This window comes from Microbacterium sp. RD1 (assembly GCF_052220165.1).
Taxonomy (GTDB): Bacteria; Actinomycetota; Actinomycetes; order Actinomycetales; family Microbacteriaceae; genus Microbacterium.
In genome coordinates this window covers 149,486-162,833 of sequence record NZ_JBQPOL010000004.1, presented here as the reverse complement: position 1 = coordinate 162,833, position 13,348 = coordinate 149,486, and the positions used below count along the sequence as shown (strand labels likewise).

Sequence of the window (13,348 nt, the reverse complement as noted above, 5' to 3'; positions counted from 1 at the left end):
TGCCCGCACACGGCGGGATCGTTCGTGAGCCGGATGCTGCTCAGCGGCCGTTCTCGTCTTCCTCGAGCATCCGGGTCAGATAATGCGCGACGGCACGCACCGCCGCGAGATTCGTGGGATAGTCCATGCGCGTCGGACCGAGGAGCCCGACGCGTGCACCGCTCGCCGGCGCGTCGTAGTCGCTCGCGAGCACGGACGCCTCGATGAGACCGAAGGGCTCGTTCTCCCGGCCGATGCTCACCGAGAGGCCCTGCGCGTCGGCCACCATCTCGCTCATGAGTCTGAGCAGCGTCACCTGCTCCTCGATCGCTTCGAGGAGCGGATAGATGCTGCCGCGGAAGTCGGATTCGCGCCGAGCAAGGGTGGCAGCGCCGGCCATGACGAGCCGGTCCTGCCGGAACTCCTCGAGCTCCTCGGCCAGGACGCGCAGCACGGGATGGGCCATCGCCTCGATCCCCGTCGCCGCGGGCGCGGAGCCGGAGAGGACGGCGTCGATGCGCTCGGCGCCGTCGCGCACCGAGGACCCGACGATGAGCGCGCCGATGCGGGCGCGCAACTGGGCGAGATCGTCGTCGGAGGGCTCCTCGCGGGAGTATGCGAAGCGTTGCGTGACGCGGCCGGTGTCGGTCACGACGACGACGAGCATGCGGCCGCCGCCGAGATTGACCAGCTCGACATGCGTGACGTTCGCCGCCGCGAACGACGGGTACTGCACCATCGCGACCTGACCGGTGAGCCGCGTGAGCGCGCGGACGGTGCGTCCGAGGAGATCGTCGAGGTCGCCGGAGTCGTCGAGGAACGATGCGATCGCCGATCGCTGCGCGCCGGAGAGCGGTCGCAGCTCGGCGAGGTGGTCGACGAAGACGCGGTAGCCCTTGTCGGTGGGTACGCGCCCCGACGAGGTGTGAGGCGCGGCGATCAGCTCTTCGTCCTCGAGGAGCGCCATGTCGTTGCGGATGGTCGCCGCCGACACCCCGAACGCATGCCGGTCCACGATGGCTTTGCTGCCGACCGGCTCACGCGTGTCGACGTAGTCCTGCACGATCGCGCGCAGTACCTGGAGCCCGCGTTCCGTGACCATGGCACTCCTCCCGCGAACGTTGGCACTCGTCGTAGCTGAGTGCCAATTCTAGCGGATGCAGCAGGAGGAGCGCCGAGGACTCACTCCGTGAGGGCGCGGACCACCGCATCCGCCAGGAGCCGCCCGCGGCGGGTGAGCACGACCCGTCCGCGGATCGCCGCTTTCCCCTCGACCAGTCCGTCCGCGACGAGACCGGCCACGGCCCGTCTGCCCTCGGCCAGCAGGTCGCTCACCGGGATTCCCTCGCGGATGCGGGAGCCGAGCAACACCGATTCGAGCCGCCGGGCAGCGGCATCCGGCCTCTCCCGACCGGCAGCGGGCGACTGCTGCTGCGCCAGGCGCGCGGCGTACGCGGCGGGGTGACGGACATTCCACCAGCGGAGTCCGGCGACGTGGCTGTGCGCGCCGGGACCGAACCCCCACCAATCCGAGCCCCGCCAGTAGGCGAGGTTGTGGCGGGAGCGATGCGCAGGGGTGCGCGCCCAGTTGGAGACCTCGTACCACTCCAGGTCGGCCCCGCCGAGCAGGTCGTCGGCCAGCTCGTACATGTCGGCCTCGAGATCGTCGTCCGGCTCCGCGAGCTCCCCGCGGCGGATCTGGCGGGCGAGCTTCGTGCCGTCTTCGACGATGAGGGCGTACGCCGAGAGATGATCGGGCTGCAGAGCGATGGCCTCCTCGAGGGACGCACGCCAGTCCTCCAGCGACTCCCCCGGGGTGCCGTAGATGAGGTCGACGCTGACGTCGAGGCCGGCGGCCCGCGCGGCGGCCACGGCGGTACGGACGTTCGCCGGGTCGTGGGTGCGATCGAGGGCTGCGAGCACGTGCGGCTGGGCCGACTGCATGCCGATCGACATGCGGGTCACGCCGGCCGCCGCGAGGGTGTCGGCGACCTCCGGCGTGACGGTGTCGGGGTTCGCCTCGACGGTCACCTCGACGTCGGGTGTCTTGCCGAACGCGTTGCGGACGCCCGCCAGCATGCGGGCGAGATCCCCCGGCGGGAGGAGCGTCGGGGTTCCGCCGCCGAAGAAGATCGTCGAGGCCGGCCGGAGATCCCCGGCGGCGGCGAGGACCGGCACCGACAGGTCGATCTCACGCTGCACGGTGTCGGCGTACTGGTCCTGGCGGGCACCCTGCAGCTCGGACGAGGTGTACGTGTTGAAGTCGCAGTATCCGCAGCGGACGCGGCAGAACGGCACGTGCACGTAGACGCCGAAGTCGGTTCCGGCCTCGATGCGGAGATCGTCGGGGAGGCGTCCGTCCAGTGGTGCGGCGTCGCCGAGCGGCAGCGCTGCGCCCATCAGTGCGCGCTGCTGTAGAGCGGCGAGATCGCGCGGAGATACCTCTGGAACAGCTCGCGGCGGCGGTGCCGCACGAGGCGGGGGTAGAGGCGGTAGACGAGCGCGACCGGCGCATCGAAGGCCCGCACCGTGAACCAGACGCCGTCATCGTCGCGCCAGTCCAGGACGAACAGCTCCTCCCCGCTGACCACCGAGTCCCCCACGGTGCCGAGCGTGAAGCCGACGCGGCGGGGCTCCTCGATGACCGAGATGACGCGCAACTCCGCGTCGGCGCGCATCCGCCGCACCCGACCGCGCAGCCGCACTGTCGTGCCCGGAGCCACGAACGGCGTGCCGTCGGCGTCGAAACGCTGATCGGACTCGAGGCGGCTCGGGGCGATGGGGGTGCCTTCGGCGTCGTAGCCCACTCCGGTGTACATCGGGCCGGGCGCGGGCCGGACGTCGGTGAGAGTGAGCCCGCCCTCCCGCTGCGCCGCCCACGACAGGAGAGCCTCGCCGGCCGTGGCGAAGCGTTCCTCGCCCGAGCCGATCCGCCAGCTCTCCTCGGCGGGGATGGAGCGCTCGGGCGGGTATTGCATGAGGTCCGAGGCCTGCGTCGCCCCCACGGCGGCGTAGTCGACCGTCTCGTCTCTAAAGGTCCCGCGGCGCATCGTTCCAGGTTACGCCGCTCGCCGCTCCCGTGAGACTGCACCACCGCCACGAGACTGCAGTCAGCGGACGCAGTCTCGTGGCGCAGATGCAGTATCGAGCACGCGCTACTTCTTGGACTCGACGTCGCCGGAGAGCGCGGCGATGAACGCCTCCTGCGGCACCTCGACCCGCCCCACCATCTTCATGCGCTTCTTGCCCTCCTTCTGCTTCTCGAGGAGCTTCCGCTTGCGGGTGATGTCACCGCCGTAGCACTTGGCCAGCACGTCCTTGCGGATGGCGCGGATGTTCTCGCGCGCGATGATGCGGGCTCCGATCGCGGCCTGGATGGGAACCTCGAACTGCTGGCGCGGGATGAGCTTGCGCAGACGCTCGGTCATGAGCGTGCCGTACGCGTAAGCCTTCGCGCGATGAACGATCGAGCTGAAGGCGTCGACCTTCTCGCCCTGCAGCAGGATGTCGACCTTCACCAGGTCGGCCTCCTGGGAGCCCGCGGGCTCGTAGTCGAGGCTCGCATAGCCTTGCGTGCGGCTCTTCAGATGATCGAAGAAGTCGAAGACGATCTCACCGAGCGGCATGTTGTAGCGCAGCTCGACGCGGTCCTCGCTGAGGTAGTCCATGCCCAGTAGCGTGCCGCGGCGTCCCTGACAGAGCTCCATCACCGTGCCGACGTAGTCCTTCGGCAGCAGGATGCCGACCTTGACCACCGGCTCCGAGACCGTGGCGACGCGTCCGTCGGGGTACTCGCTCGGGTTGGTGACGGTGACGGTCTCGCCGGTGTCGGTCGTCACCTCGTACGTGACAGACGGGGCCGTGGTGATGAGATCCAGACCGAATTCGCGCGAGAGCCGCTCGGTGATGATCTCGAGGTGGAGAAGCCCGAGGAAACCGGCGCGGAAACCGAAGCCGAGGGCGACGGATGTCTCGGGCTCGTACTGCAGCGAGGCGTCGGAGAGCTTGAGCTTGTCGAGGGCTTCGCGAAGCTCGGCGTAGTCGCTGCCGTCGATCGGGTAGATGCCCGAGAACACCATCGGCTTCGGATCGGTGTAGCCGGGGAGCGCCTGGGATGCGGGCTTGCGCTGGTTGGTGATCGTGTCGCCGACCTTGGACTGGCGGACGTCCTTCACGCCGGTGATGAGGTAGCCCACCTCGCCCACACCGAGGCCCTTCGTGGGCACGGGTTCGGGGCTGGAGACGCCGATCTCGAGCAGCTCGTGAGTCGCCCGCGTCGACATCATCTGAATCCGCTCGCGCGGCTCGAGCTTGCCGTCCACCATCCGGACGTAGGTCACCACGCCGCGGTACGCGTCGTACACCGAGTCGAAGATCATCGCGCGCGCCGGGGCGTCGGCGGCGCCCTGCGGTGCCGGGATGTCGGCGACGATGCGGTCGAGGAGCTCCTCGACGCCCTGACCCGTCTTGCCGCTCACCCGCAGCACGTCCTCCGGGTCGCCGCCGATGAGCCCGGCGAGCTCGGCGGCGAACTTCTCCGGATCGGCGGCGGGGAGATCGATCTTGTTGAGCACCGGGATGATGTGGAGGTCGTTCTCCAGCGCGAGGTAGAGGTTCGCGAGGGTCTGCGCCTCGATCCCCTGCGCCGCGTCGACGAGCAGGATCGCGCCCTCGCACGCGGCCAGTGATCGGGAGACCTCGTAGGTGAAGTCCACGTGACCGGGGGTGTCGATCATGTTCAGCGCGTGGGTGGTGCCGGCGCTTGCCCACGGCATCCGCACGGCCTGGCTCTTGATCGTGATGCCGCGTTCACGCTCGATGTCCATGCGGTCGAGGTACTGGGCGCGCATGTCGCGGTCGGAGACCACGCCGGTGATCTGCAGCATCCGGTCGGCCAGCGTCGACTTGCCGTGGTCGATGTGGGCGATGATGCAGAAGTTGCGGATCAGCTCGGGAGGGGTCGCAGACGGCTCGAGAGGCTTCAGGGCTCGGGGTGACATGTTCCGTCGATTCTACGGGCGTGCCGCGGGCGGCACGGGCAGCCGCCGCAGGCCCTCGAGGAGCTCCGCGCGGTCGCTCGCCACGCACACGCGGATCCAGCCCTCCCCGGATGCCCCGAACGCCGAGCCGGGCGCGACGGCGACGCCTTGCTCGTCGAGGAGTTGCTCGCACCACGCGGCCACATCCCCGCCCGCGACGTGCGCCATATCGATCCACAGATAGAACGCGCCGCTGGGCTCGAGGTAGCGAAACCCGCCGGCATCCAGGACCGACACGGCCGCGCGGAGGTTCTCCGCGTAGTGCGCGGAGGCGGAGGCGACCGCGTCCTGCGGTCCCGTGAGCGCCTCCAGGGCCGCCAGCTGGGCGGGGCCGTCGACGCAGCTCACCGTCGCCTCCTGGGCGCGGAGCATCGCGTCCTCGAGCCCCGGCGGTGTCACGAGCCATCCGACGCGCACGCCTGTCATGGCATAGGTCTTCGAGGTGGAGAACACGCTCAGCACGCGTCCGTCGGTGTCGAGCGAGGCGGGGCTGACGTGAGCGGCGCCCCAGGTGAACCGCTCGTACACCTCGTCGCTGATCAGCCAGAGGTCGTGCCGCCGGGCGAAGGCGACGAGCGCCGCGATCAGCTCGGCGGAGTAGGTGATCCCCAGCGGATTGGACGGGGAGTTGACGATGATCGCGCGCGTGCGCGGGGTCACGAGGCGCTCCAGCTCGTCGAGGTCGGGGGTGAACGCGCGCTCCGGACGCAGGAGGTACGGCACCGCTCGCGCCTGGAGCATCGCGGCGTTCATCGCGAACGTCGTGTATCCCGGGTCGGGGATGAGCACGTCGTCGCCGGCGGCGAGGACGAGCGACATCGCCTGATGAAGCGCCTGCGTACCACCGACCGTGACTAACACCTGCTCCACCGCCGCATCGACCCCGTTCTCGCGGGCGAGCTTGCCGACGATGGCTTCGCGGAGGGCGCGGATGCCGCCGTTCGGCGTGTACCGCGTGGCCCCGTCCGTCCACCCCTGCGCGCCGGCGGACCGGATGCGCGGAGCGACCGCCTCACCGGGCTCTCCGACGGCGAGGATCAGGGTCCCCGGCCGCCGCAGCGCGATCTCGAGGATGCGCCGGACGCCGGATCCCGGCATGGCGGCGATGTGGGGGGCGATGGCGGGCACCGGCTCATCGTACGGCGGGCTTGTTCACGAGATCGTTACCCGGATGTCGGTGCCGTCGGGCATGATCGATGCCAGGTCCCCCCGACCCCCCGCCTGTCATGAAGCGCTCCGGCGCTCCACGACAGGCGCTGTCCGGCGGTGCCTGCGATGTCGCTCGCCGAGACAGGAGAAGTCCGTGACGCAACCCTCGCCCGCCGTCCCCGTTGACCGACGCGCTGCCGGAGGCACCCGCGGGATCATCGCGGCCCTGCTCGCCGGCGTCCTCGCGCTGACGGGGTTGGGCGCCGCCGTTCCTGCCCGCGCAGCGGTCAGCGCCGGGGCGGATGTCGTCATCAACGAGATCTACGGCGGCGGCGGCAACAGCGGCGCCACCCACAATCGCGACTTCGTCGAGCTGCTGAACACCACGGACCGACCCGTGAACCTCGCGGGCTGGAGCGTCCAGTACGCGTCATCGGGCGGGGGTACATGGCAGGTCACGCCCCTCGGAGACATCTCGATCGCCGCAGGCGGCTCCGTGCTCGTGGGCGAGGCTCCGGGGGCGAACACCGCGCTGCCGGGCTTCGAGGCGGACGTCGACGGCAGCCTCGCGTTGTCGGGCTCGCAGGGTAAGGTCGCCCTCGTCACCTCCGAGACCGCGATCGCCGGGGCGACAGGCATCGACGAGCTGGAGCCGGTGGCGGACCTCGTGGGCTGGGGCGCGGCGAGCGACTTCGCGGGCGCGGGCCCCGCCCCCGCCACCACGAACGCGACGGCGATCACCCGCACCGCCGGCGCGAACACCGCGGACAACGCGGCGGACTTCACCCTCGCGGCGGCGACGCCGCTCGGCGGTGGGGCGATCCCGAATACGACCGAGCCGGAAGACCCCGGCGACCCCGAAGAACCGGTACCGACCGGGATCGCCGACATCCAGGGCACCGCAGACACCTCGCCGCTCGTAGGTCGGACCGTGCTCACCGAGGGCGTCGTCACCGCGCGCTATCCGGGGCTCGGCGACCAGACCGGCTACGTCGTGCAGACCGCCGGCACCGGCGGAGCGCTCGATGACTCGCACGCGGCGTCCGACGCCGTCTTCGTCTCCTCCGCAGCGACCGTCGGCGAGGTGGCCGTCGGCGACAGCATCCGCGTCACGGGGGTGGTGGCCGAGCAGTTCGGCGTCACGCGCCTCGACGTCGCCGCCGGCGGGGTGGAGAAGCTCACCGAGCCGCTGGCTGCTCCGGTGCCGGCGAGCGTGGCCTGGCCCGCCGACGAGGCCGGCCGTGAGCGCATCGAGTCGATGCTGGTCCAGCCGCAGGGCACCTTCACCGTCAGCGACACGTTCTCGACCAATCAGTACGGCGAGGTCGGCCTCGCGGCCGGCGACGTGCCGCTGCGCCAGCCCACGGATGCCGCCGACGCGGGGTCGGCCGCGGCCGCCGAGATCGCCGCCGACAACGCCGCCCGCGCCGTGATCCTCGACGACGGCGCCGCCACCGACTTCCTCGACGCGGTCAACAGCGCGCTGACGCCCCCGTTCGTCTCCCTCGGCGAGCCGCTCGTCGTCGGCGGCACGGCGACGTTCGACCGGCCCGTCATCGTCCATTACGACTTCGACGCGTGGCGCTTCCTGCCCACTCAGCAGGTCGTGGGCGACGGCTCGGGCGCCGACGACGGCGTCACCTTCTCGAATCCCCGTACGCCGGCACCGGCCGAGGTGGGCGGCAACGTCAGCGTCGCGTCCTTCAACGTCCTCAACTACTTCACCACCCTCGGCACCGACAACGCCGCCTGCCGGTCCTACGACCCGGCGCCGAACGGCCAGGAGAACTCCGTGCGCACCGGTTGCGATCAGCGCGGCGCCTGGGATGCGGACGACCTCGCGCGTCAGCAGAGCAAGATCGTCGCGGCGATCGAGGGCCTGGACGCGGCGGTGGTGGGTCTCATGGAGATCGAGAACTCGGCCAAGGTCGACGGAGCGGATGCCGCAGATGAGGCCACGGCCACCCTCGTCGCCGCGCTCAACGCGGCCGCCGGGTCGACCAAGTGGGCGTACGTCCGGTCATCCGATGAACTGCCCGCCCCGTCGCTGCAGGATGTCATCACGAACGCGATCATCTACCAGCCGGCGCTCGTCTCCCCGGTGGGCGACGCGCGCGCTCTGGGCACCGCTTCGGGCGCCGGGCAGGCGTTCGACCAGGCTCGCGAGCCGATCGGGCAGGTCTTCGCACCCGCCCGTGGCGGCGAGGCGTTCTTGTTCGTGGTGAACCACTTCAAGTCGAAGGGATCGGCGGCGACCGCGCGCCCCGGCGACCAGGAGGCGAACAGCAACGGTCAGGGCGCCTCCAACCTCACCCGCGTCGAACAGGCGCGGGCGCTCGACGCGTGGGTCGACAGCATCCAGGGGGACGCCGAGTCCGTGCTCCTCGCGGGGGACTTCAACTCCTATGGCCAGGAAGACCCGCTGCAGGTGCTCTACGACGCCGGCTACGTCGACGCGGAGCAGCACTTCGAGCTCGGCGAGTCCAGCTACTCGTTCGACGGACTCGCCGGATCGCTCGATCATGTCCTCCTCAACGACGCGGCGGCCAAGCGCGCGACGGGGGCCGACATCTGGAACATCAACTCGGGCGAGTCGATCGCACTGGAGTACAGCCGCTACGGCTACCACGGCACGCTCTTCCACGCCGGTGACGTGTACCGCTCGAGCGATCACGATCCGGTGAAGGTGGGCCTGTCGGCGGGCGCCGAGGCCCCCGTCGAGCTGACGCTCCTGGGAATCAACGACTTCCACGGACGCATCGACGCCAACACGGTCAATTTCGCCGGCACGCTCGAGGAGCAGCGTGCCGCCGCATCCGGGCCGGCGCTGTTCCTGTCGTCGGGCGACAACATCGGCGCATCCCTGTTCGCCTCGGCGGTCCAGCAGGACCAGCCGACGATCGACGTCCTGAACGCTCTCGAACTGCAGACCAGTGCCGTCGGCAACCACGAGTTCGACAGGGGCTTCGCCGATCTGACCGGCCGCGTCTCGGATGCGGCGGACTTCTCCTACCTCGGCGCGAACGTGTATGAGAAGGGCACGCAGACGCCGGCGCTCGACGAGTACGAGCTCCTCGACATCGGCGACGGGCTCGTCGTCGGCGTGATCGGTGCCGTGACGGAGGAGACCCCGGCGCTCGTGACGCCGTCGGGGGTCGCGGATCTCGACTTCGGCGACCCGGTCGACGCGGTGAACCGCGTGAGTGCGGACCTTTCGGACGGCGACGAGTCCAACGGCGAGGCCGACGTTCTCGTCGCGCTGTATCACGACGGGGCCGGAGCCGGCACCCCGGACGGCGCCACCCTCGACGAGGAGCTCGCCGCGGGTGGGACGTTCGCCGAGATCGTGAACGACACCGTCGCCGACGTCGACGCGATCTTCACCGGCCACACGCACAAGGAGTACGCGTGGGAGGCGGCGATCCCGGGCACGGACCGCACGCGCCCGATCGTCCAGACCGGTTCGTACGGCGCCAACATCGGGAAGATCACGCTGTCGGTCGTCCCGTCCACGGGCGAGGTCACGGCCCACACGCAGGAGAACGTCGCGCGCACCACGACCCCCGCGGCCGACCTCATCGCGACCTATCCGCGCGTCGCCGAGGTGAACGGCATCGTCACCGATGCCCTCGCGTACGCGGCCGAGATCGGCAACCAGCCGGTGGGAGCCGTCACCGATGACATCACGACCGCGTTCGGCGGCGGTGCGTTCGTCGACGGCGTATGGACCGGAGGCAGCCGCGACGACCGCGCCTCCGAGTCGTCGCTCGGCAATCTCGTCGCGGAGTCGATCCGATCGAGCCTCGCCGACCTCCCGGACGGCGCTCAGATCGGCGTCACGAACCCCGGAGGGCTGCGCGCGGAGCTGTACGACACCCAGGCCGAGTTCGGCGCGACAGCGGTGCCCGGCCTGCAGGACGGACAGATCTCGTACTCGCAAGCGCTGGCCGTTCTGCCGTTCAACAACACCATGGGCCTCGTGACGCTCACGGGCGCGCAATTCGACACGCTGCTCGAGCAGCAGTGGCAGCGCAACCCCGACGGCACGATCCCCTCGCGTCCGTACCTCCAGCTGGGTCTCTCCGACAATGTGACCTACACGTTCGACGCGAGCCGCCCCGAGGGTGATCGCATCACCTCCATCACCGTCGACGGGGTACCGGTCGATCCCGCCGCGCCGTACCGGGTCGGCACGCTCTCGTTCCTCATCGCGGGAGGTGACAACTTCCGCGTGTTCACCGAGGGAGCGGATGCTGTCGACACCGGCCTGCTCGACTACGAGGCGTGGGTGAACTACCTCGGCGAGAACTCCCCCGTCTCGCCCTCCTTCGCCAAGCACGCCGTCTCGGTGGCGGCCCCGCTCGAGGGTCCCGCCGGCGGAGTGGTCTCGCTGCCGGTGTCGGGCCTCAACCTCACGAGCCGCGGAGCGATCGAGACCACGCAGCTGGCGGTGGCGATCGATGGAACGTCGGCCGGCACGGTCACCGTGACGTCGGGTGCCACCACGGTTCCCGTGGCGGTGCCCGCTGGCGCCGCCGTCGGCGACACCGTGCTCGTGACCCTCACCGCCCCCGAGACGGGGACAGTCGTGACGATCCCGATCGACGTGCTGGCTGGCGACGAGCCCGCAGTCGCATCGACGACCCGCCTGCTGGCGGTTCCGTCGGTGCACCTGAACCGTCTCCTGCCCGCTACGCTCGTCGCCCTCGTGAGGGCTCCGGGTGCGGTGACGACCGGCACGGTAGAGTTCCGGGAGGGCGCCCAGGTCGTCGGTACGGCCAGCGTGCGAAACGGCGTCGCAACCTACCGACTCCCAAAGACGATCCCGCGAGGGACGCATACCTACACGGCGGTCTTCGTGCCAAGCGACCCCGCGACCGTCACCGGCTCGACGAGCGGCACGGTCCGGGTCCGCGCGCTGTTCTGAGACGCGGCGCGAGAGGCGGGGTGCGGCGGAGGTTCGTCGCCGCACCCCGCTCACTCATCTCTACGCTGGGAGCATGGTGGTACAGGTCGTGCTCGTGCACGGCATCCGCACATCCGCCACCATGTGGCGCGCGCAGGCCGACTATCTCCACGATCGAGGGAACCCGGTGACCGCGGTCGATCTCCCCGGGCACGGAACGCGCCGCGGCGAGGAGTTCACCCTCGATGAGGCATTCGCGACGATCGACCGGGCGGTGCGCACGGCGGCAGCCGAGGGCCCCGTGCTTTTGGTGGGTCATTCCATGGGAGGGCTGCTGTGCATCGAGTATGCCGGTGCGCCGGCGGCGCCGCCGATCGCCGGATTCGTCGCCGCATCGTGCACGGCCATTCCGCGCGGTGTGGGCCTGGCGACCTACCGGATGCTGGCTCGCGGCTTCGATCGTCTCCCCGACCGGGGGATGGCGATCACGCAGTACGTGCTCTCCAAGACGCTGCCGGAAGCAACGCGAGGGGACTTCGGCGCGGGCGGATACGCGTTCGACGCGCAGGACATCGCGCTCGGCAGCCTCTCGGTGCTCGATCTGCTCGCCGCGCTCGGACGGATCCGGGTGCCGATGTGGTTCGTGAACGGACAGTACGACCAGTTGCGGGTCAACGAGCGGCTGTTCCAGAAGGTGGCTCCGCACGCCGAGCTTCTCGTCGTTCCGCGCACCAGTCATCTCGTGAGCGCAATGCGCCCGGAGGTCTTCAACGCGCTCCTCAACCTCGCGATCACGACGATCGAGCAGGACTGATAGACTCGGTGATTGGCTTGCGTGTGGGTTCGCCCTCACGACCGCCGGCCGGCGCCCCTCTCCCGCCTTCCGGCAAGTATCCGAAACCTCCGAACGAAAGAGCCGTCGAACGTGGCGAACATCAAGTCGCAGATCAAGCGCAACAAGACCAACGAAAAGGCGCGCGAGCGTAACAAGGCCGTCAAGAGCGCGCTGAGGACCGAGGTGCGTCGCACCCGCGAGGCCGTCGCCGCCGGCGACAAGGCCGCCGCCGAGAAGGCACTGGCCAAAGCCGCCAAGAAGCTCGACAAGGCCGTGAGCAAGGGTGTCATCCACGCCAACCAGGCGGCGAATCGCAAGTCCGCGATCGCAAAGCAGGTTGCCGCTCTCTGAGCCGCTGTCGTCGAAGGCCCGTTCCGTTCGCGGGGCGGGCCTTCTGCGTTGTCAGGCCGCGAACGGAGCTCGCGTGGCGATGACGGTGATCATCCGCTCGAGAGCGAACACGGGGTCGCGGGAGGCACCTTTGACCTCGGCGTCGGCGCGGGCGGTCGCCTGGATGGCGCGGGCGAGCGTGGGCCCGGACCAGCCGACGAGGTCCCGGCGGGCACGATCGACCTGCCAGTCCTTCATTCCCAGGCGGGCGGCAGCGGCGGAGGAGGATTCGCGCGAGCCTGCCACGCGAGCCATCGTGCGCAGTTTGAGGGCGACAGCCGCCACCAGCGGCACGGGGTCGGCGCCCGACGCGAGGGCGTGACGCAGGGCGATCAGGGCGTCGCCGTACCGGCCCGCGATCGCCAGGTCCGCCACGGTGAAGGCGGAGGTCTCGACCCGGCCGCCGTAGTAACGCTCGACGATACGGTCGTCGACGTCGCCGGGCACGTCGGCGACGAGCTGCTGGCACGCTGCAGCGAGCTCGGTCAGGTCGTCGCTGAACGCCGACACGAGCGCCCGTAGCGCTGTGGGAGCGATGCGCTTGCGAGCTGTGGAGAACTCCCCCGCGGCGAAGTCGTAGCGATCGCTGTCCCGCTTGATGGCGGGACAGGCGATCTCGACTCCCCCGCCCTCACCGGCGCGGATGGCGTCGAGGAGCTTCTTGCCACGCACGCTGGCTCCGGTGTGACGGAGGATGACGGTTGCCCCCTCCTGCGGCTGAGAGAGGTAGGCGACAGCCTCGTTCAGGAAGACGTCGGAGCAGCGCTCGACGCCGCCGACGCGGACGAGCCGCGGCTCTGCGAACAGCGACGGGGACGTGACGGCGAGCAGGGTGCCGGCGGCGTAGTCATCGGCCCGGACGTCGGTGACCTCGAGGCTCGGGTCTTCGGCCTTCAGGTAGTCGCGGATCCCGGCGGTGGCGCGCTCGGCGCACACTTCCTCAGGACCGGAGACGAGGACGACGGGCGCGGGCTGAGGTGCGCGCCAGGACACCTGCGGGATGACCGACCGGGACTTCGCGGGGGCGCTGCGGCGAGCGGTCGGACTCAT

At 70.3% G+C, this 13,348-nt stretch carries 9 protein-coding genes; 3 read left to right on the top strand and 6 right to left on the bottom strand.

Annotated features, from left to right (window positions below; genetic code table 11):
* Window positions 1–40: 40 nt before the first annotated feature.
* From hrcA to ACTU3I_RS17445, 5 genes are all read right to left on the bottom strand, one after another.
* Window positions 41–1,081 (bottom strand): heat-inducible transcriptional repressor HrcA, encoded by a 1,041-nt coding sequence (hrcA, locus tag ACTU3I_RS17465; protein WP_442926998.1) that lies wholly within the window; start codon window positions 1,079–1,081, stop codon window positions 41–43.
* 80 nt (window positions 1,082–1,161) lie between these two features.
* Entirely contained in the window at window positions 1,162–2,379 is a 1,218-nt protein-coding gene (hemW, locus tag ACTU3I_RS17460) for a radical SAM family heme chaperone HemW (RefSeq protein ID WP_442926997.1), read from the bottom strand.
* Window positions 2,379–3,029 carry a DUF1990 family protein gene (locus ACTU3I_RS17455; protein ID WP_442926996.1) on the bottom strand — a complete coding sequence of 217 codons (651 nt, stop codon included), beginning with the start codon at window positions 3,027–3,029 and terminating at the stop codon, window positions 2,379–2,381. The genes hemW and ACTU3I_RS17455 overlap by 1 nt, the downstream gene beginning before the upstream one ends.
* 105 nt (window positions 3,030–3,134) lie before the next feature.
* The gene (gene lepA, locus ACTU3I_RS17450) at window positions 3,135–4,979 is read right to left on the bottom strand and encodes a translation elongation factor 4 (RefSeq protein ID WP_442926995.1); all 1,845 of its coding nucleotides are present in this window, start codon (window positions 4,977–4,979) and stop codon (window positions 3,135–3,137) included.
* 12 nt (window positions 4,980–4,991) lie between these two features.
* Window positions 4,992–6,146 (bottom strand): pyridoxal phosphate-dependent aminotransferase, encoded by a 1,155-nt coding sequence (locus ACTU3I_RS17445; protein WP_442926994.1) that lies wholly within the window; start codon window positions 6,144–6,146, stop codon window positions 4,992–4,994.
* Between the two features lie 175 nt (window positions 6,147–6,321).
* Between ACTU3I_RS17445 and ACTU3I_RS17440 the strand changes: the two genes are divergently transcribed.
* From ACTU3I_RS17440 to rpsT, 3 genes are all read left to right on the top strand, one after another.
* On the top strand, window positions 6,322–11,094 hold the full coding sequence (locus ACTU3I_RS17440; RefSeq protein ID WP_442926993.1) for an ExeM/NucH family extracellular endonuclease: 4,773 nt from the start codon (window positions 6,322–6,324) through the stop codon (window positions 11,092–11,094).
* Between the two features lie 73 nt (window positions 11,095–11,167).
* Window positions 11,168–11,887, top strand: a complete 720-nt coding sequence (locus tag ACTU3I_RS17435) for an alpha/beta fold hydrolase (protein ID WP_442926992.1) — start codon at window positions 11,168–11,170, stop codon at window positions 11,885–11,887.
* 111 nt (window positions 11,888–11,998) lie between these two features.
* On the top strand, window positions 11,999–12,259 hold the full coding sequence (gene rpsT / locus ACTU3I_RS17430) for a 30S ribosomal protein S20 (RefSeq protein ID WP_442926991.1): 261 nt from the start codon (window positions 11,999–12,001) through the stop codon (window positions 12,257–12,259).
* Window positions 12,260–12,310: 51 nt separating this feature from the next.
* Here rpsT and holA read toward each other — a convergent pair whose 3' ends face one another.
* Window positions 12,311–13,348: a DNA polymerase III subunit delta gene (gene holA, locus ACTU3I_RS17425; RefSeq protein WP_442926990.1), complete on the bottom strand. Its 1,038-nt coding sequence runs from the start codon at window positions 13,346–13,348 to the stop codon at window positions 12,311–12,313.

Excerpts from the sequence above, each read along its gene's own strand:
- hrcA (WP_442926998.1), bottom strand. The coding sequence starts at position 1,081 with ATGGTCACGGAACGCGGGCTCCAGGTACTGCGCGCGATCGTGCAGGAC.
- hemW (WP_442926997.1), bottom strand. The coding sequence starts at position 2,379 with ATGGGCGCAGCGCTGCCGCTCGGCGACGCCGCACCACTGGACGGACGC.
- ACTU3I_RS17455 (WP_442926996.1), bottom strand. The coding sequence starts at position 3,029 with ATGCGCCGCGGGACCTTTAGAGACGAGACGGTCGACTACGCCGCCGTG.
- lepA (WP_442926995.1), bottom strand. The coding sequence starts at position 4,979 with ATGTCACCCCGAGCCCTGAAGCCTCTCGAGCCGTCTGCGACCCCTCCC.
- ACTU3I_RS17435 (WP_442926992.1), top strand. The coding sequence starts at position 11,168 with ATGGTGGTACAGGTCGTGCTCGTGCACGGCATCCGCACATCCGCCACC.
- holA (WP_442926990.1), bottom strand. The coding sequence starts at position 13,348 with ATGAGTCCGACCGCTCGCCGCAGCGCCCCCGCGAAGTCCCGGTCGGTC.